19 protein-coding genes are annotated in these 20,105 nt (G+C 45.3%); 5 read left to right on the top strand and 14 right to left on the bottom strand.

Annotated features, from left to right (window positions below):
* The first annotated feature begins 142 nt into the window (after nt 1-142).
* The gene (gene ytvI, locus AM506_RS04040) at nt 143-1,249 is read left to right on the top strand and encodes a sporulation integral membrane protein YtvI (RefSeq protein ID WP_060671066.1); all 1,107 of its coding nucleotides are present in this window, start codon (nt 143-145) and stop codon (nt 1,247-1,249) included.
* A gap of 40 nt (nt 1,250-1,289) precedes the next feature.
* Here ytvI and AM506_RS04045 read toward each other — a convergent pair whose 3' ends face one another.
* From AM506_RS04045 to dnaE, 8 genes are all read right to left on the bottom strand, one after another.
* A complete protein-coding gene (locus tag AM506_RS04045) occupies nt 1,290-1,676 on the bottom strand; it encodes an FxsA family protein (RefSeq protein ID WP_060671068.1) in 387 nt (128 codons plus the stop codon).
* Nucleotides 1,677-1,852: 176 nt separating this feature from the next.
* On the bottom strand, nt 1,853-3,613 hold the full coding sequence (pyk, locus tag AM506_RS04050) for a pyruvate kinase (protein ID WP_060671070.1): 1,761 nt from the start codon (nt 3,611-3,613) through the stop codon (nt 1,853-1,855).
* A gap of 30 nt (nt 3,614-3,643) precedes the next feature.
* Nucleotides 3,644-4,603 carry a 6-phosphofructokinase gene (gene pfkA, locus AM506_RS04055; RefSeq protein ID WP_060671072.1) on the bottom strand — a complete coding sequence of 320 codons (960 nt, stop codon included), beginning with the start codon at nt 4,601-4,603 and terminating at the stop codon, nt 3,644-3,646.
* Between the two features lie 342 nt (nt 4,604-4,945).
* Nucleotides 4,946-5,926: an acetyl-CoA carboxylase carboxyl transferase subunit alpha gene (gene accA / locus AM506_RS04060; RefSeq protein ID WP_060671074.1), complete on the bottom strand. Its 981-nt coding sequence runs from the start codon at nt 5,924-5,926 to the stop codon at nt 4,946-4,948.
* Entirely contained in the window at nt 5,920-6,795 is an 876-nt protein-coding gene (accD, locus tag AM506_RS04065) for an acetyl-CoA carboxylase, carboxyltransferase subunit beta (RefSeq protein ID WP_060671076.1), read from the bottom strand. The genes accA and accD overlap by 7 nt, the downstream gene beginning before the upstream one ends.
* 134 nt (nt 6,796-6,929) lie before the next feature.
* Nucleotides 6,930-7,586, bottom strand: a complete 657-nt coding sequence (locus AM506_RS23255) for a FadR/GntR family transcriptional regulator (RefSeq protein WP_268788373.1) — start codon at nt 7,584-7,586, stop codon at nt 6,930-6,932.
* Nucleotides 7,586-8,824 carry an NAD(P)-dependent malic enzyme gene (locus AM506_RS04075; protein ID WP_060671078.1) on the bottom strand — a complete coding sequence of 413 codons (1,239 nt, stop codon included), beginning with the start codon at nt 8,822-8,824 and terminating at the stop codon, nt 7,586-7,588. The genes AM506_RS23255 and AM506_RS04075 overlap by 1 nt, the downstream gene beginning before the upstream one ends.
* 163 nt (nt 8,825-8,987) lie before the next feature.
* Nucleotides 8,988-12,338 (bottom strand): DNA polymerase III subunit alpha, encoded by a 3,351-nt coding sequence (dnaE, locus tag AM506_RS04080; protein ID WP_060671080.1) that lies wholly within the window; start codon nt 12,336-12,338, stop codon nt 8,988-8,990.
* A 137-nt stretch (nt 12,339-12,475) separates the two neighbouring features.
* On the opposite strand from dnaE, the gene AM506_RS04085 reads away from it, so the two are divergent.
* From AM506_RS04085 to AM506_RS04100, 4 genes are all read left to right on the top strand, one after another.
* Entirely contained in the window at nt 12,476-12,811 is a 336-nt protein-coding gene (locus tag AM506_RS04085) for a YtrH family sporulation protein (RefSeq protein ID WP_034756917.1), read from the top strand.
* Nucleotides 12,808-13,314: a sporulation membrane protein YtrI gene (gene ytrI / locus AM506_RS04090; protein ID WP_060671082.1), complete on the top strand. Its 507-nt coding sequence runs from the start codon at nt 12,808-12,810 to the stop codon at nt 13,312-13,314. Before AM506_RS04085 ends, ytrI begins: the two co-directional genes overlap by 4 nt.
* Before the next feature lie 389 nt (nt 13,315-13,703).
* Complete coding sequence (locus AM506_RS04095; protein WP_060671084.1) at nt 13,704-14,267, top strand: sigma-70 family RNA polymerase sigma factor; 564 nt, start codon at nt 13,704-13,706, stop codon at nt 14,265-14,267.
* Complete coding sequence (locus tag AM506_RS04100) at nt 14,264-15,280, top strand: DUF4179 domain-containing protein (protein ID WP_060671086.1); 1,017 nt, start codon at nt 14,264-14,266, stop codon at nt 15,278-15,280. Before AM506_RS04095 ends, AM506_RS04100 begins: the two co-directional genes overlap by 4 nt.
* A gap of 47 nt (nt 15,281-15,327) precedes the next feature.
* On the opposite strand, the gene AM506_RS04105 is transcribed toward AM506_RS04100, so the two are convergent.
* From AM506_RS04105 to AM506_RS04130, 6 genes are read right to left on the bottom strand one after another with little or no spacing between them, the layout of a single operon-like run.
* On the bottom strand, nt 15,328-16,179 hold the full coding sequence (locus tag AM506_RS04105) for an alpha/beta fold hydrolase (protein WP_060671088.1): 852 nt from the start codon (nt 16,177-16,179) through the stop codon (nt 15,328-15,330).
* A gap of 2 nt (nt 16,180-16,181) precedes the next feature.
* Entirely contained in the window at nt 16,182-16,616 is a 435-nt protein-coding gene (locus tag AM506_RS04110) for a GNAT family N-acetyltransferase (RefSeq protein WP_235576034.1), read from the bottom strand.
* Nucleotides 16,595-17,008, bottom strand: coding sequence for a GNAT family N-acetyltransferase (locus tag AM506_RS04115; RefSeq protein WP_160316844.1), 414 nt, complete (start codon nt 17,006-17,008; stop codon nt 16,595-16,597). Before AM506_RS04115 ends, AM506_RS04110 begins: the two co-directional genes overlap by 22 nt.
* A 50-nt stretch (nt 17,009-17,058) precedes the next feature.
* Nucleotides 17,059-17,925 carry a phosphotransferase family protein gene (locus AM506_RS04120; protein ID WP_060671092.1) on the bottom strand — a complete coding sequence of 289 codons (867 nt, stop codon included), beginning with the start codon at nt 17,923-17,925 and terminating at the stop codon, nt 17,059-17,061.
* A gap of 11 nt (nt 17,926-17,936) precedes the next feature.
* The gene (locus AM506_RS04125) at nt 17,937-18,785 is read right to left on the bottom strand and encodes an alpha/beta fold hydrolase (RefSeq protein WP_060671094.1); all 849 of its coding nucleotides are present in this window, start codon (nt 18,783-18,785) and stop codon (nt 17,937-17,939) included.
* Nucleotides 18,786-18,842: 57 nt separating this feature from the next.
* Nucleotides 18,843-20,057 (bottom strand): MFS transporter, encoded by a 1,215-nt coding sequence (locus AM506_RS04130; protein WP_060671096.1) that lies wholly within the window; start codon nt 20,055-20,057, stop codon nt 18,843-18,845.
* Nucleotides 20,058-20,105: the final 48 nt, after the last annotated feature.

The following is a 20,105-nucleotide window of genomic DNA, read 5'->3' on the forward strand; positions in this document are numbered from 1 at the left end:
TCCTTTATGTACTCCAATCATTATCCTACCATATCAACTTTCCACATCATTTATAAAATGCTCCCACCACTGCAAATATATCTTCCTTTCATTTCCTGTCTCCTATAAAATAGAAGTACTAGACAGGGTAGGAGGGAAACTCTTGAATTTAGATTATGTTTATCGAACGATCCGCTTTCTGATCGTTTTAGCAATCATCATTCTATCATTGATTTCACTCTATTACATATGGAAACTTGCTTATCCATTCATCATCGCCGTCGCCATCGCTTTGTTGATCAATCCCCTGGTGAATGGGCTGGAGAAATGGCTGCCGAGGATATGGGCCGTCACCGTGTCCCTTATCTTGATCGTCGCCATTTTTGCAGGACTCATCACATTGTTGATCGCCGAAATCGTCTCAGGGGCCAATTATTTAGCGGAAGAGCTGCCTAAGCACGTTCAAACTCTTGTTACATATGCAGAAGATTTCATCGTCAGTCAAGTCATCCCTCTTTACAATCAGCTTGCCGGATTATTTAAAAATCTTGAAGCCGGCCAGCAGGATACGATCCTCGAAAATGTCCAGACAGCCGGGACGAAAATCGCGACGTCAGCAGGGGATTTCCTGCAAAACTTTTTCACGAAACTGCCTCAGCTGATCTCGTGGATCCCAAATGCCGCCTCGGTCCTGATCTTCGCGGCACTCGCCACATTTTTCATCAGTAAGGATTGGTATACATTATCCGCCAAAGCGGAGAAAATCATTCCTGGTAAGGCAATGAGCAGCGGAAGGAAAGTGTTCGTCGACTTAAAACGGGCACTGTTCGGCTTCATCCGTGCCCAATTTACGCTCATTTCCATCACGGCTATCATCGTACTGATAGGATTGATCATCCTCAGAGTAGATTACGCAATCACCATCGCACTCGTGACAGGTCTCGTGGATATCCTGCCTTATCTCGGGACAGGGGCCGTGTTCGTGCCGTGGATCATTTATGAATTCATTACGGGCAATACAGGCTTAGGGATCGGCCTGTCGGTCCTGTACCTGGTCGTTGTAGTCCAGCGGCAGATCATGGAACCGAAAGTATTGTCTTCAAGCATCGGCCTCGATCCCTTGGCCACCCTCATTGCATTATTTGTCGGGTTTAAACTGATCGGGTTTCTCGGACTGATCGTCGGTCCTGTTGTACTCGTGATTCTCTCCACTTTAAAAAGAGCCGGGGTATTTGAAGATACGTGGAAATTCATTATGGGTGTAAAATAAGAAAACGCACTGCTCTAATGACTGAGCAGTGCGTTTTTTGTTATCTGTATATAATGACGTTCCCTTTGTTGATCCAGCGCTTGAATAAACGATAGAAGAATGGCTTGAACATTCTTCTTGTGGCCGGGAGTAATAATAGAAACCCAAGGGCATCCGTAATGAATCCCGGTGTCAGCAGGACGACTCCGCCCACAAGTATACAAATACCATCCATGATGGCATCACCGGGCATCTGGCCATACTGCATGTCCCGCTGCGCTTTTCTTATCGTCTCGATTCCCTGCTTCTTAGCTAAATAAGCACCCAAAATTCCCGTCGTGATGATCAACAGGACCGTCGGCACAAGACCAATCGCCTGGCCGGATAGAACCAATAACCCGATTTCAAGGGCAGGTATGATAATCAATAGTAATAACATATATCTCATGATGGATTCCTCCATTTGGTTTAGTACTTGCTTGGTATTTATTATAGCATATTAGGGAAGTAGTGTTTTATGCGGTGGAGTGGGGACGGTTTTTTCTGTTGTTGCGGTATTTTGAACGACCAATACAAAAAAAACCAGAGCCCTCAAAAAGACTCTGGTTTCCCACAACTATTTACTTACAATACGCTCGCATACCCATTATAGATCACGCCATGAGTCGCATCCACCGTGATTTCCTGGCCATTCTTGAATAATGAAGTGGCATGGTCCACTCCGACCACGACAGGAATTCCAAGGTTGATACCGACTACAGCTGCATGACTGGTCAGGCCGCCTTCTTCAACGATCAATGCCGAACATTTCTCAAGGGCCGGCATCATTTCTTTATCCGTGCCGATTGTGACAAGGACAGCTCCTTCAGTCATATTTTTCACGGCTTCTTCAGCAGAAGTTGCAACGACTGCTTTACCGTATGCAGATTTACGACCAATTCCTTGACCTTTTGCAACGACATCGCCCACTACGTGGATCTTCATCAGGTTCGTCGTTCCGGATTCACCAATCGGAACACCCGCTGTGATGACGATGCGGTCTCCGTGCTTCGTCATACCTGAGTTGACGCTCTCTTCTACTGCCATATCAAGCATTTCATCAGTAGTCGTTACTTTACGGCCGACTGTAGGGTATACGCCCCATACAAGTGCCAGACGGCGTGATACAGAGTCTGTACCAGTCACAGCTACGATTGGTGCTTTCGGACGGTATTTTGAGATCATGCGTGCCGTGTGACCACTCTCAGTCGGAGCGACAATGGCATTCACATCAAGATTAAGAGCTGTATAAGCAACGGATTGACCGATGGCATCCGTCATATTGTGCTCGCTGTCTTTGCTGCGTGAAGATAGGATCGCGTTATAATCAAGGGCCGTTTCAGCTCTAGACGCGATATTATGCATCGTTTGAACGGCTTCTACAGGGTAAGAACCTGCAGCTGTCTCACCAGAAAGCATGATGGCATCTGTACCGTCAAAAATGGCGTTGGCTACGTCACTTGCTTCCGCTCTTGTCGGTCTTGGGTTACGCTGCATAGAATCAAGCATTTGAGTCGCCGTGATGACAGGCTTACCAAGTGAGTTACATTTCTTGATCAGCATCTTCTGCACAAGTGGTACTTCCTCAGCAGGGATCTCAACACCAAGGTCTCCACGTGCAACCATCAATCCGTCAGATACTTCAAGGATTTCATCGATGTTGTCGACACCCTCTTGGTTCTCAATCTTAGGGATGATTTGAATATGAGAAGCATTGTGTTCTTCCAATAATTGACGGATTTCAAGTACATCGGATGCACGACGTACGAATGATGCCGCGATAAAGTCAACGCCTTGTCCGATACCGAATACGATATCGCTGGCATCTTTATCAGTGATCCCAGGAAGGTTCACTGATACGCCCGGTACGTTTACACCTTTTTTATTTTTAAGTGTTCCGCTGTTGGCAACGTATGTGTGGATTTCACCGTTCGCTTTGTCGATTTCCGTTACTTCCAACCCGATCAACCCGTCATCAAGAAGGATTTTAGAACCGACATGAACATCATCGATCAATCCTTCGTATGTAACGGAGAATTTCTCAGTTGTTCCCAGTATTTCTTTCATGGAAACGATGATGTTAGATCCTTGAGTTAATTCGATCGCTCCGTCCTGCATATTGTTCGTGCGGATTTCCGGACCTTTTGTATCAAGCAGGATCCCGACTGTCTTACCTGCTTTTTCAGCTGCTTCACGGATATTGATGATACGTTGTCCGTGCTCATCGTGGTCACCATGTGAAAAGTTCAAGCGGGAAACATTCATTCCGGCTTCGATCAGTTCTGATAACTTCTCTACACTTTCACTGGCAGGACCGATCGTACATACTATTTTCGTTTTTCTCATTTTCTTTACCTCCTGAAATCTTACAACAATTTAGATTGAAAGCTCTTTGGAAAGTCTGTACATGTTTAAATCAATTTGATGTGGCTTGGCAAGTGCTTCAATGATATCGTAATCAACTAATTGATTTTTCTCAATTCCTACCGCTCTTCCGCCTTTACCCTCTGCCAACAGCTCAACGGCATGAGCCCCTAAGCGGCTTGCAAGGACACGGTCTGCAGCTGTCGGCGTTCCACCGCGCTGAATATGACCAAGGACGGAGACACGTGTATCCATTCCTGTTGCTTCTGTAAAGCGGTTCGCGAATTCATTTGCAGACATGACACCTTCTGCTACTATGATGACACTATGTTTCTTACCGCGTTCCTGACCTTTTTTCAAACGGCCGACAACATCATCAAGGTCGAATTTCTCCTCAGGGATCAGGACCGTTTCAGCTCCACCGGCAAGACCTGCCCATAAAGCGATGTCCCCTGCGTTGCGTCCCATTACTTCAATGATGAACGTCCGCTCATGGGATGTAGCCGTATCACGGATTTTATCGATTGCATCGATGACCGTGTTCAGTGCTGTATCGAAACCGATTGTATATTCAGTTCCGGGAATATCATTATCAATCGTCCCCGGTACACCGACACATGGGTACCCCCATTCCGTCAAAGCTTTTGCTCCTTGGTAAGAACCGTCCCCACCAATGACAACAAGTCCTTCGATGCCGTGTTTCTCTAATTGCTCGATTCCTTTTTTCTGGCCTTCTTTTGTTTTGAATTCTTCACAGCGGGCTGTATAAAGCATTGTTCCCCCGCGATGGATAATATCCCCGACAGAACCAAGCTCAAGCTTCTTGATGTTCCCGTTGATTAATCCATTATACCCTTGATAAATACCGTAAACCTCTATATCCATGAAAATGGCTTTACGTACAACTGCACGTACGGCTGCATTCATACCGGGTGAATCTCCACCACTCGTCAATACACCAATCTTTTTCACTACGATCACCTCATTAAGAAATATGCCTTTTTATGTAATTGAATGGGACTACTTGTTAATCGTTTCACATAAATCAAAGAACAGGAAAATTTCAGGTTTCATTCATTACATTATTATGGACCAATAGACTTTGGATTATTTCTAAAATAACACGAAGGTTCAAGGTTCTCAACAAGTTACTAGGAGTAAAAGCAAAAGACGAAATAATCTATTAAATGGAAGCGTTTTAATTGTTAAAACCTTCAAAATATCGTCACAAAGCCCTTTATCCGGGTAGGAGTAAGGAAGATTGAATGAAAAAGACTGACAAATGGTATCTCCTATTTGTCAGTCCATCGTTTGTTATGATTTTACCCCGATAAGATCATTTAAAACCGAATATTCACCCATCGCCTTGAATTTTTCATAACGATGTTGAATGAGCTCGTCCTTTTTCATCGGAACCAACTCTTTCAGTGAGTTCTTAAGGACGTCGTTGATATATTTCGCCTGTTCCTCGACATCTTTATGGGCTCCGCCTTTTACTTCCGTGATGATTTCATCGATGATGCCAAGCTCCTTAAGGTCAGGAGCCGTGATCTTCATGGATTCAGCCGCACGTTTCGCCTGGGTGGAATCCTTCCAGAGGATCGCCGCTGCCCCTTCAGGTGAGATGACGGAGTAGGTGGAGTTTTCAAGCATATGGATATGATTTCCGACTCCAAGTGCCAGGGCTCCGCCACTACCGCCTTCACCGATGACGATGCAGACGACGGGAACGGTTAGGCCGGCCATCTCCACAAGGTTCCGTGCAATGGCTTCACTCTGACCGCGTTCTTCTGCCGCTTTCCCGGGATATGCACCCTTTGTATCGATAAAGCAGATGATCGGACGATTGAACTTGTCCGCCTGCTTCATCAAGCGCAAAGCTTTACGGTACCCTTCCGGATGAGGCATCCCGAAGTTCCGGCGGATGTTTTCTTTCGTATCTTTCCCTCTTTGGTGACCGATGATGGTCACAGGGACATTGTGAAACTTCCCGACTCCTGAAACGATCGCTTCGTCATCCCCATACAGACGGTCTCCGTGCATTTCAATGAAGTCCGTAAAGAGATATTTGATATAATCCAGAGTCGTCGGACGCTCCGGATGACGGGCCACCTGCACCCTTTCCCACGGCTTCATGTTTTCGTAAATATCATTTTGAAGCTTTGTAAGCCGGTTCTCGAGTTTCTCGATTTCCTTTGATAGATCGACGTCTGAATTCTGAGTGAATTCCCTAAGTTCGGCAATTTTCTTCTTGAGTTCATGTACAGGCTTTTCGAATTCCATCTCATTTACCATGGCAGATCACCGTCCCACTGATGTATATCAAGTACTGTCCCGATCTTTTCTTTCAACTCGAGTCTCGAGATGACTCCGTCAAGTTGTCCATGCTTCAATAAAAATTCGGATGTCTGGAAGTCCTCAGGCAGGTCTTCACGGATCGTCTGCTCGATGATCCTTCTCCCTGCAAATCCGATCAGTGCTCCCGGCTCCGCAAAGTTATAATCCCCTACGGATGCGAAACTTGCGGATACTCCGCCTGTTGTCGGGTGAGTCATGATCGAGATGAAGAGTCCCCCGTTATCGCTCAGACGTTTCAACGCTACACTGGTTTTCGCCATCTGCATCAGGGAAAGGACACCTTCCTGCATCCTCGCTCCGCCTGAAGCGGTGAAGATGATGAATGGTACCTTTCGTTTATCGGCTTCTTCGATGGCTCTCGTGATTTTTTCTCCTACCACCGACCCCATGCTTCCCATCCGGAAACGGGAATCCATGATGGCTGTCACGACTTCGACTCCATTTACCTTACCCGATCCCGTCAGCACGGCTTCGTTCATCCCCGTCTTTTTACGGTCTTTTTCCACCTTACTTTCATAGTCAGGGAAGTTCAGCGGGTTACCCGAAGTCAGGTCATGATCAAGTTCCTTGAATGTGCCCTCATCTATAAAACTATCGACTCTCTCTGGTGAACTCATGCCATGATGATATCCACAATGGATGCACACCTTTAAGTTCTTTTGAAGTTCTTTCGTGTACATGATTTTTTTGCAATCAGGACATTTTGTCATGATGCCTTCCGGAACGTCATGTTTGGCCGCTTCAGAAGGAATCGTTGCATATTTTTTCTTTTCCTTTTTTGATTTGTTAAAAAGTTCCTTTAGCAAGGTGAAACCTCCTTACCGAATGACACTAGCTTACTTCAGCGGGGAAATATTCCCTTACATGACAGCTGCCCATTCGCTTCTCTATAGTAAATGCATGATATATAACTGCTTGACTATCAGTTTAATGGAAGTGTTTAAAAAAAGATGTTGGAAATTGTCGCGTCTTCATCGACAATTTTCCTAACCCTTCTATACGTCTCTTGCACAGTCTCTTTCTCCTGTTGATCGATGCCGTGAAGCATCCTGATCAACTCTTCCCTCATATCTTCAGTGAGCTTCTTCTCACCGCAGATCAACGTTTCAAAATCATTCAGGATATACCAGATCCGTTGAGACAAATAATTCGAACTCATCATGACGATCTCCCTGAACACGTCGTCCAGATTCTCTGATTCTGAAACTTTCACATGCAGGGAATCTGTTTTCTTTTTATCTATATACAGAGCTTTCAGTGCCTCTTTTTCAATCAACATCTTGGTTTGAAGAATGTCTTCCTGAGCCATGTCGTCCTGGAGGATAAACATGCCAAGAAGATCGATCAGATGGTGATCCCTGAAATCCCGAAGAAAGGTACCTTCTCCTCTCCGGGTTTCAATGAGCCCTAACAGTTCAAGGGCCCGGAGTGCTTCCCTGACAGAGGAGCGTCCGACGTTCAGACGCTCGGACAACTCCCTTTCTGACGGGATCTTATCTCCAGGCTTCAGACAGTCCTTTGATATCATTTCTCTCAGCTGGTGAACAATTCCAATATATACCTTAGCATGAGTTTGGAGAGAGTTCACTTCTGTCATCATTCACTCTTCCCGATGACTGCTAAATCTTCCGTTTTTTTACGGATTTCTTCCGGATCGACCTTTAAGCGGGCAACCCCCGTTTCCATAGCTGTCTTGGCCACGGCAGCCGCTACAGCCGGTGCGACGCGCTTATCAAACGGTGCGGGAATCACGTAGTCCGCGTTCAGTTCGTCTTCCGTGATCAGAGAAGCAATCGCTTCAACAGCAGCCTGCTTCATTTTTTCATTGATGTGAGTTGCACGTACGTCCAGTGCACCCCTGAAGATCCCCGGGAAGGCAAGGACATTGTTCACCTGGTTAGGGAAATCTGAGCGTCCTGTTCCGATTACTTTGGCTCCGGCTGCTTTCGCAAGCTCCGGCATGATTTCAGGTACAGGGTTCGCCATGGCAAAGATGATCGGATCCTGTTTCATGGAAGAAACCATTTCTTCCGTTAAGGCTCCTGCAACAGATACACCGATGAATACGTCTGCATCCTTCAATACTTCAGCTAAGCCGCCCTTGATATGATCACGATTCGTAAATTTCGCCACTTCGTCTTTCGTAGAGTTCATCCCTTCAGGACGTCCTTCATAAATCGCACCCTTGGAATCACACATGATGATGTCCCTTACGCCATAACGGTAGAGAAGCTTAATGATGGCCATACCGGCAGCACCTGCACCATTCGCCACGACTTTGATTTCGGACATTTTCTTCCCGACAATTTTGAGAGCGTTCACAAGTCCCGCCACAGTTACGATCGCCGTACCATGCTGATCATCATGGAAAATAGGGATATTCGTTTCTTTCTTCAGGCGCTCTTCAATTTCAAAGCAATTCGGAGCGGCGATATCTTCAAGGTTCACCCCACCGAACGTTGGCTCAAGGAGCTTGACTGTTTCTACGATCTTGTCCACATCCGTTGTGTTCAAACAGATCGGGAATGCGTCGACTCCTGCAAAACTCTTGAATAGTACCGCTTTTCCTTCCATGACGGGAAGAGCCGCTTCAGGTCCGATATTCCCAAGACCCAGAACAGCCGTACCGTCAGAAACAACTGCGACCATATTCCCTTTCATCGTGTAATCATAGACGGTTTCAGGCTTGTCATAGATCACCTTACAAGGTTCCGCCACCCCAGGGGAGTAAGCCAGGCTCAAGTCATCCGCATTCCGGACTTCCACCTTGGATTTTGTTTCTAATTTCCCTTTATTCACTCGATGCATATGCAGAGCTTCTTCACGTAATGACAAATTGGCTCACTCCTTCTGATTCTTTTACATACTATGGATCGAATCGTGCGAAAGACGAATCTTCTAAATGTAAAAATGGATAAATAAAATAATAAGTTCAGAGGTGGTCAGACCACCTTTTTCTATTAAACAATAATATAAATTGTGGTTTTAGTAAAGTGTGTTATTGCAATACCACATTCGACTCACCAAGAATTCGGTATAATTCCCTAAGTGCCTCCTGTGAAGGACGGATGCGGAGATGGTCCGGAAGCCTCACACTCTTTTTGGCTTGCTCGTAGTAGACGATGACCGGATTCTTCCCTTTGAACCGGTTAATGGCTCGATGGATCCCCTCCATACAAGCTTCTTCATCCTGACCTGCGGCGATTTTTAAATAGAGCTTCTGGCTGCTCTCTTTCACCCTTGCCTGAACGTCTTCCATCGTTTCGAGCTGGTTTACGATGAACTGCAGCTTATCATTGCGATCTTCCACATTTCCTCCGAATAGGAGAATATTCCCTTCTTTGAGCAATGGCATGTTATGTTTGTACACATTTGGAAACACGACGGCTTCCATCTCACCGCTTTCGTCCCCGATTTCAAGAAAAGCCATCACTTCCCCTTTTTTGGTCCGGATCGATTTCATCCCGGTAATATAACCGCCGAGTGACATTTTCGATCCTTTTTGAAGATCGGCTATTTGCTGCAATCCGAGGTTTTCAAATAAAGGCCGGTAAGAAGAAACCGGGTGATCCGATAAGTATAGTCCAAGTACCTGTTTCTCAAACTGAAGCTTCGTATCGATCGTCATGTCATCCACTTCCACATATTTAGGCTTTAACATAAACGCCTCTTCCTCATGGAACAAGTCAGGATCGTCATCAGGATTCACAAGCTCCGCATGCTGTGCTGCCACATCGAGGCTTGCAAGCAAGGTAGCGCGGTCGATCCCGAATTCATCAAACGCCCCGGAGAGCACAAGATTCTCTAAGATCTTCCGGTTGATCGTCTTCGAAGACACCCTCATGCAGAAATCGAAAAGATCCTGAAACGGCTTTTCCTTTCTCGCACGGGTGATTTCCTTTAGAGCCGCAGCCCCGATACCTTTAATCGCCCCTATGCTGTAGCGGATCACATTCTTTCCTTCCACTGTAAAAACAAACTGACTGCGATTGATGGACGGGGAAAGGATCTCAATGTCATACTGCGTCGCCTCCCGTATATACTGAGCCACCTTCGTTTCATTCCCAACGACAGACGTCAGGAGAGATGAAAGGAAGAACGCAGGGTAATGTGCTTTCAGGTAAGCGAGCTGATAGGCGATCATACTGTACGCAACAGCATGCGACCGGTTGAAACCGTAATCGGCGAAGCGGACGATCAAATCATAAATCGTATGGGCGACCTCTTCCCTGTAGCCTTTGCGTATCGAACCGGAAACGAAATGCTCCCGCTCCTGATCGAGGACATCCTTTTTCTTCTTGGAAACGGCCCGCCTGAGGAGATCCGCTTCTCCGAGGGAAAACCCGGCCATTTTCGATGCGATCTGCATGATCTGCTCCTGATACACAATGACCCCATACGTCATTTCAAGAATCGGTTTCAAATCGGGATGAGGATATTCCACCTGTTCTTTCCCATGTTTCCGATTGATATACATCGGGATATTCTCCATCGGACCCGGACGGTATAAGGCGTTCACCGCCACGATGTCTTCAAATGAATTGGGTTTGAGCCCTTTCAGCACATTCCGCATCCCCTCCGATTCCAGCTGGAAGATCCCATTCGTCTGCCCTTTAGTGAGCAGCTCGAACGTTTTGGCATCATTCATTGGGATCGACTCGATGGCAAACGGTTTTCCCGTCCCGATTTCAACGTTCTTCACGATTCTTTCCAATATACTCAGATTGCGAAGTCCGAGGAAATCCATCTTCAACAATCCGATTTCCTCTAAAATATCCATAGAATACTGTGTCAGATGAATACCAGATGAACTCCCCTGGATCGGCACCCACTGCACTAAAGGTGCTTCACTCATCACGACCCCCGCCGCATGGGTGGAGGTGTGTCTCGGAAGTCCTTCCAGTTTAAGAGCCGTCTGAAATAACTTTTTATAATGATCAGAGCCCGTCACAAATTCTCGGAAGCCCTTCGACTTTTCATACGCTTCCTGCAGCGTGATCCCAAGCTGATTCGGCACAAGCTTCGAAACCTGCTCCTGTTCCTTCATATTCAACCCGAACACGCGTCCCGTATCACGGAGCGCCGCTTTCGCTGCAAAAGTTCCGTAGGTAATGATCTGGGCGACATGCAGGCTGCCGTACTTCCCTTCCACATATTCGATCACTTCATCTCGCCTGTGATCCGGGAAATCGATGTCGATATCCGGCATGGACACCCTTTCAGGATTCAGGAATCGTTCAAACAGCAGATGATGCTCTAAGGGATCCACGTCCGTAATCCGGAGGGCGTAGGATACGAGGGAACCCGCTGCCGACCCCCGCCCCGGTCCTGTGAGGATCTTTTTTTCCTTCGCGTACTTCATGAAATCCCACACAATCAGGAAGTAGTCGCTGAACCCCATCCTGCCGATGACTTCAAGCTCATAATCCAAGCGTTCGATATACTCATCGGAAATCGTTTCCACCCGCTCACTTAACCCTTTTTCACAAAGATGGGTCAATTCCTCGAGGGCGGTGACCCCATCAGGCAGAGGATATTTCGGAAGGAGCTGTTGATGGAAAGGAATGGTGAGATGGCAGCTGTCGGCGATCTTCATCGTATTTTCCAGTGCCTCCACATGATCAGAGAAGAGCTCCACCATCTGATCCTTGCTCTTGAAATAATACTCCTGTGATTCGAGTACGTCCCGGTCATCCTCTGACAGCTTAACCCCGTCACGGATCGCAGCCATGCACTCATGGGCAAAATGATCTTCCTGCTCGAGGTACTGCACATCATTGGTGGCGACCATTTCCGTCCCGGTCTCTTCAGCCGCCTGCTGCAATAAAGGGATAAGCGCATCCTCTGTGGCAATGCCATGCTTTTGAATGCTTAAGTAAAAGGAGTCCCGTCCGAATATCTGCTGATACGTTCGGATGCATTCCTTCGCTTTTTCAGTGTGATCATTCAATAGCAGACTCTCAATCTCACCCGAGACGCCTGGAGTGATGGCGATCAATCCCTTACTGTAGGATGAAAGCCACTTCAGCGGTAGCCCTTCTTTCGATTTCGCCCCGATGGCACTCGAGATTTTTAATAGATTCTGATAGCCCGTCTGATTTTTCACAAGGAGAATAAGGGGATGGGAGCCTTCCTCTGAGGCAATATCTGCGGTCAATCCGATGATCGGCTTGATATCTTCTTTTATACACGCCTTATAAAAAGGGATCGCGGCATACATCATATTCTTATCGGTCAAGGCAAGCGCCTTATACCCTGACTTCTTCGCTTTATGTACAAGTCCATTTATCGAAATCGTGCTAGACAAGAGACTATAGGCACTCGCTATTTGTAAATGAACAAATGACATGTTATGCACAACCTTTTTCTCAATATACCTTTATTATAGGTAAGAAACCGCAAAAAAGAAAATATGTTCTCCCTCATATCTTGTCCCCGAATCCCATATAGTTATCGTAAAGACACGTAATAGATGGAGATGATGAAATGGCGGAAGCTTTCTTTCCGGAATTATTCAAAAGCTTCTTTATCGCTATGGGAGTATTGCTCGGCGGATCACTGCTCGGCGGATTGGCCTCGTTTGCCATGGGGCAGCCCCTATTCATTGAAATGAGACGACTATCCGATTTCCTGCGCATTTGGGCCATCATCGCAGCGATCGGCGGCACATTCGATACAGTGTACAGCTTTGAAAAAGGCTTCCTGAATGGGGAGACAAAAGAACTCTTCAAACAATTCCTGTGGATACTCTCAGCCCTTGGAGGAGCCAACACGGCTGCCATGATCATCACGTGGCTCACCCAGGAACATATGCCGTCATGAGGATCCCTCCTTTCTACCGGCTCCCCTCCTGGCAGCGTTTCTTCGCCGGAATGGTCGTAGGAGGCATCATCAGCTGGATGATCTTCCTCTTCATGTTCGGCACCATGCATGAAAAACAGGCCCTTAAAATAGAAGAACAAAAAAACGACATCAGCAAACTCAAACACACCCTCTCCTACTTGCAAGAAGAATATAAGCAGCTGAATCAGGAAAACGAAAACGAACTGGTCATCCAGGAAGTCAAAATAAAGATCATCAACACGACCAAAACAAAAGTGGAGCTCCTCAGCATTCATGAAACCGAGGACAAACTGAGCGAAGATTTGCGGAGCCTCTTGACCAAGGACTTAGAAACGGTGTACGGGAATAAGGAACTCATAAAAAAAATCATTGAAAATAAAACCGTCAAGCTGAATGACAAGAACTTCCGGCTGAAAGTGAAGGAAATGTACTTTTATACGACCACACAGATTACATTGGAGTTGAAGTATGAGGATGATTAAGAGTTGTTGGCTGTGAACCTGCCGGGTGGCGGGTTTTTTTTGTTTGATTTGCTCTTGATGGTTATAAAATGGCCGTTTGATTCCCTCTTTCATAGGCATTATAGGGGGCATGGTCTTCACATTTAGTCGTGATTGCGTCATTTCCGACCGTAATTGCGTCAAAATTCAATTTATTGCGTCTTTATTTTGATAATTGCGTCAAAAGTGACCTTGATTGCGTCATTCCCATCGATCATTGCGTCAAATGACAAAATCACCCATCCCTGACCCCAGTCTTAATTGTATACTGAAATAAGTCAAAAAAAGTTCAAACATACATGAGAATAACGACCACATCCATTCGTTGTATATAATGTAAAGGCCTTTCAACCATATAAGGAGCGAATGAAATGAAAAGTGCACCGACCAATTTCATAAAAAGGTTAAAAAAGAAAAAAGAGGATGCATTGGAGTATATTATCGATGCATACATGCCGCTTGTGAAAACAATCGCTACAAAAATCCTACACAATCAAAATCGTCTGGACGTCGAAGAATGTGTCAACGATGTATTCCTGACCGTCTGGCAAAACGCCCATCAGTTTAAAGGAGAGCCAGAAGACTTCAAAAAGTGGATCGGGATGATCACGAAATACAAGGCAATCGACCGATACCGCCAGGCAGAAAAACGGAATGCCCGTGAACATTGTGACGAATCCCTTCTTCAAAGCTCGAGCACACCGGGAACGGAACCTTCCGTATTGCGACGGGAAGAAAAAAATGAATTATTCGCAGCGATCAGTCAGCTGGAGGAATTGGACCGGGATATTTTTATGATGAAGTATTATTTAGATTTATCCAATATGGAAATTGCTGATGTATTAAACCTTTCGAAAGCGGCTGTGGATAATCGTCTATACCGCGGGAAGAGAAAATTGGCCTCGAATGTAAAGTTAAAGGAGCGACTGGTATGAGCATGAAGGAATGGAAGGAATTAGATATCGACTCTCTTGAACTCGAAGAAGTGACCGACCTGGAAACAAAGCGCGTCAAACAATATGTATTAAACAATCGGAAAAAGACAAATGTTTGGAGGAATATGGCCGTCGCATCCGTTATGCTGATCGGCGTCTCCGCAGCGGCAAGCTATGCGTATCCCTCGTTTGCCACACAGCTCCCGTTCATGGACGATGTCATACGCTATTTTACTGATGAGCCATATAAAGAGTTTGAAGACTACTCGACTGATATCGGACTTTCCCAGACAAGTAATGGTGTGACCATCCTGATTGATAACGCCGTTTATGACGGCACGAATATCAAAATATCCTATGCCATCGAAACGGACAAAGATTTCGGTGAAGACATCCACAGCGGTGGACAATGGTTTGATATCAAGGGTGCGAACGGAAGCGGCGGGAGCAGTCAACTCACCAAAATCAGCCCTACCCGCTATGTCGGATTGTCCTCCATCACCCCTAGCTTTAAAGGCGGGGATTTTCCGGAAAAGGTGGACATCACGTGGGAACCAGAGACTCTTTATAGCACGTCCAATGATACAGAAGTAAAAGGAGACTGGTCATTCGCCTTCTCATTAAAACGGCTTGAAGGCGATCTGCAGCTAATCAATGAAACGGTTCAGAGTAAAGATGTAACCTTCACATTGAAGTCTGTTGAGTATACCGATGTATCAACCGTCATTGCTTACAAACAGGTGGCGACGGACAATCTGCTCGAGGAGTGGCCAGAGGTTTCACCCGTCTTCAAAGTGACGGACGACCTGGGTCATGTATATATGGACGGAACGGGTGGTGGCGGTTTTTCAACAGATAACGGAAAAACATATGAAGGGACCACAGAATTCGGAACCATCCAGGATGGTGCCAGCCGACTCATCATCCAACCCATTGAAATTGCCAGTCTCGGGTCGGGGAAAGGTCATACAGAAATTGAGCTCGAACCGATCGTCATTGATTTAGAAAAATAAATGATCACTCCCCTATTTAAGTTGAGGTTCGGACTTTTATAGGGGATTTATTCATTGTATTTATTCATCCACTCACGAATTTCTCCCGCCACTCGTTCTGGACAATCCCAGTGCACATTATGTTTCGTATTCTCGATCCCGACAATTTTCACCCTCCTGACCGAACGCAGCAGTTTCTCGATGGCTTTCTGCCTTGAAGGGTCTGAGAAGGGAATCGTAGCATGAAAGAATAAAACAGAGCACTCAATCCCTTGATAAGTTGTAGAGCACGGTTCATGATAAAAAGATTTGATCGTCGCCAAAAGACTGTTCCGATCCGCTCTCAACTGGTAATGGCCATCCACAATGACAAAATTTGAAGAAATAATTCCTTCAAGCTGAGGGTCCCAAGTTCTTGTCGTGTACTCCTGATATATGTTCACTACATCTGTCCAGGACTCATACCGACTGGAATCTATGTATTCCGCCCAATCTGAAAGGGCTTTTCCCTTCTTGTATCCCTCAACCATTTCAGGGAACACATACCCTCCGTCTATTAAAATAAGTCCCTTTATTTGATGCGGGTATTGCTTGGCCATATGCAGTGACAGATCTGCTCCCCAGGAATGTCCCAATACATATATGGGTTCAGACGTCATTCTCATAATGACGCCAATGATCCGTTTCGCAAGTGATGAAAAAAGGTAGTCTTCTTCGCTTTCCAAAGGCTCGGTTTCTCCGTGTCCCGGAAGATCCAATAGAATGAGATGAAAATCGTTGCGGAGATATCCTGCGAGTTCAATAAAGCTTTTGGAGTCCCCTGTCATTCCGTGGAGACATACAAGTGTGGGTAGGTGTTTGTCACCTATTTCATATATTGTAAAGGTGTGGTGGTCAATCGTTATTGTAACTTCCTTCATGCTCATCCCTCCAGAATCCTTACACATTTAAATCGCTCTACCCCAGGAAATTTCTCCCCCAAACTCTCAATCTCAAACCCTATCTTCGTATAAAACAACACGGCATCCCGATCCGTTTCAGCAACCATGCTTGAGATGAAATAATGCTCGAGGATAAATTCAACCATCCTGCTTCCAATACCCTCGTCACGGCGGTCCGGCATCACGGCCACATGTTTGATTTCACACCTGTCACCATCCAGAAATTCAATTCCGATGCATCCAATAATGGTCTCTCCCACTTTTAATCCAAATAGCTTCCGCCTGTTGGAGTAAAGATAAGAAGCATATTCCCCGTTTACTTTGTCAAGGGAGGTTGCGTAGGACAATAACGTCTGAATGTCATGATGAATACAACTCGAAACGATTTCCTCTATTACAAAAGCTTCTCCAAACACCAGTGCAGCCTCCCCTCATACACCACTTCTTTAAACTGTTCATAGCCAAGCTTATTCCAAAACTTGATTCCTTGATCATTCTCTTTATCTACCGCCAAACGCAATTTGGTGTGACTTTCTCTCCTGATTGAGTCTTCAAGCAGTTCATGAGCTGACATGGAATACCCTGCCCCCTGAAACCTTTGATGAATGACAAATAAACTGATCCATGGGGTCTGATCTTTTGGATTGTTTAATGTGTAATCGACGAGTCCAATGTATCGACTGTCTTCTTTGATGAAAAGCCGGATGATACCCAGCCGTTCAGATTCTTCATACTCAGCACAAATATCCCCGTAATCGATGATCTCTTTATTTTTGGATAGACTATTATAAGCTGGATTTGAATTCATAATCTCCTGCTCTATTTTCCATTGACCAATATGATTTTTTTCGAAACTAATCATCTGTAGCCCCTTATCCCGGTCTCAAAGGCTTCCTTGTCATCATTTTCAATGCCGTGGAGTGCTTCTTGCAAGGCGAAAGTCCCCCGATAAAAGCTCATCCTCTCAAATATTTGATCTCTACCTGTATATAATGCCAGGCAATCTCTGACAAACACTTCCCCGTAGCTGGATAATAATCCTGCAAAGTCATAGGCTGGATCTCCAACCTCCGTTTCACCAAAATCGATGATACCGGAAACCTCATGTCGTGCTGGATCCCACAAAATATTCGATGCACCGAAGTCTCCGTGAATCAGTACAGGTTGAAAGTCCAGAAGATGTTCATTGGATAAAAACGAGTCGAAATGCTTGCGTACTTCCACCTTTGCTTTTTCATTTATATGTGGAAAAAGCTTTTCCTGGCAACGCTCGTAAAGATTTTCAATCGAACCCCTTATCTCCTGGATACTTTTTTTCTCAATCTCTACTTCATCTACAGACTGGGAGTGCAATTCGGTCAAAAAACCCACCAATTGGGAAGCGATTTTTTGACTATATTCTTCATTATCCTTAAACACAGCTGGCCACAGGGGTTCACCCTCTATCATTTTGTATCCCGTAAATACTTTCCCCACGTCCTCAGGCTCCATGGATTGATAAAGGGGGAATGGAACCTGTATTGAGAGATTCCCCTCGACACCTTCCAACACTCTGATTTCTTTCTTTAGTTTCCTGATTCCTTCTATGTATTTTGGAAACCTGAACACAAGGGACCGGTTTACGATAAGAACATCATTATTCTGACCAATTTCATTCATTTCGCTGTGGGTGATCGTGAACTCCGGATACACCTCTCTTATTCTATTTTCATAAGTTGAAACCATATCTGCTCCTCCTACTTCCTTTCATTCAAAAACAATTCATACTCATCCTTAAACCGGTCTGCTTCCTCAAGAAACGGATAGTGATTACTCCTCTCGAAGATGACCAGTCTGGAATCCGGTATCCCTTCAGCCATTTCAATCGAGTACTTCAACGGGCATTGCACGTCGAAACGTCCACACATAATCAGAGAAGGGACTGATATGTGCTCCAATTTTCTCGTTACATCAAATACTTGCAGCTCACGGATAAAAAAATTCATGCGTGCTGCTGACATCCCCTTATGTATATTTAAGGAAAAAAGTTCATGATATGCCTCAGGTTTATGTAACGATAATTTCGTTCTCTCCACTGAAAGCTCTTTCCTCTTATCAAGAGATAAACCCGATTGCTTCAACGCTTCAATGTGTTCCTGCATCCTGCCAAAGTCATGATGCGCTTCGTTGTAAATGCAGTCCTTCGAGAAGGTCATATACTCTCTTGCCGCCGCACCGACAATCACCGTGTAATCCAGACTTCTTGAAAAATGAATGCCATATAGTACACCTAACATTCCACCCGTTGAATGACCGGCAAATCCCCACTGCCGAAACCCTAATGCTTCCCTGATCGCCTCCAGGTCAAATATGGTTTCCAGCATACTCAACTCATATGATTCATTTGCTTTGTCAGAATTCCCGGCTTCACGTAAATTGATAAGGAAAACCTGGTTGGTTCCTGTGAACGTCTCTGCGAAATAGTCGCCTGTCTCATTGAACTCGGAATAATGGTGGGTGACACATAGCGGGTCTCCCACTCCTTTCATAAATACTTCAAATACTCCTCGTGCTGTATGCAGTAACTTTCTTTCCCATGCCTCCATCCTTTCACCCCTTTTCCACTTTTAAAAAAGGCTTCCCGAATTGGGAAACCTGATAAATCACGATTCTTCAAATCGAATGCTTAAAGGCTTGTTCAAATTCTTTAACCTGGGATTCACCCAAAAGTATAGAGAAAAAGCCAGGTAACCGACGCCTGATAATACTAAAAGGAATCTTCCCGAAGTGAACTCTCCGATCACACCGCCGAGCAGATATCCTAAAGGACTCAGTGACCCGAGCAGTGATGAAATGAAAGCAAAACCGATTCCTATATAACCTTTTGGCAGATTGACCTGAATCAACGTTTGCACATAAATACCTATGATACCGATTCCTATCCAGGATAAAGCAAATAATAGATAAGGCATAATCGACAAGTCTTTTAATACAAACGCCAACATCCAACACAAGCCGGACCAAAGAGACAGCAGCGGTAGAATGCGATTTAGCGCGATTTTCTCTACCTTACTGGATAGTACGGTCCCTGTCAGAGTGCCTAAAGACATGGCCGTCAGCCAGAATCCATAATCCGCAGATGATTCCGAAATAACCGGCAGCATGCTAATCCCCATGGTCGCCATCACGTTCATCCCAATGATGCCGAATACGACGCTTAGAAGGGTATAGCGTTTTTTCACGACCTGGAATCCATCTTTGAAATCATCCTTGTACTGTTTGATAAAATGAACCGTTCTCAGTTCCGTTTCCTTTGTCGATCTAGGAACGTTTAAATAGAATAAAAACAGCAGTCCAGTCCCCAGCAATAATATACTGTTCGTCACATATATCAAACCCAATCCAACAAAGGCGATCAAAATCCCCGAGACAGCATCACATATAATATCAAGAGTTTGATACGAAAATGCGAAGATGGAGTTCACCCTTGTTAGCTGTTCACGTGGAGTCAGGCTCTCAATCAGTGCACTTTCAGTCGGGTATGTACATTCTGATAACGAAAGCGCCACAAACATCAAAGTCAATAACAGGGGCAGCCATAAGAGATTCGTATAATACAAGATAGAGATCACGCTGACCAGTGCCCCTTGGCCGAGCATGGCGACAAATAGAATTTTCTTTTTCGAAAACCGGTCAATGATCGGACCGTATAGAAATTGAATCGTGACGGGCAGGATGGCCACTGCACTTGTCAATCCGATTAATAAGGGCGAAGACGTAGCCGATTTCACGTACCAGATCGTCGCAATCATGTAAAAGCTGTCAGCAAAATTCGTGATGATTCTGCCTGTCAACAGAATCATTAATTGTTTATTCATATATGAAAATCCTCCTTTAATCATCAGCAAATAACCCGTGGTCATTCG

Origin of the sequence: Rossellomorea vietnamensis (genome assembly GCF_001305855.1) — a bacterium.
Taxonomy (GTDB): Bacteria; Bacillota; Bacilli; order Bacillales; family Bacillaceae_B; genus Rossellomorea; species Rossellomorea vietnamensis_A.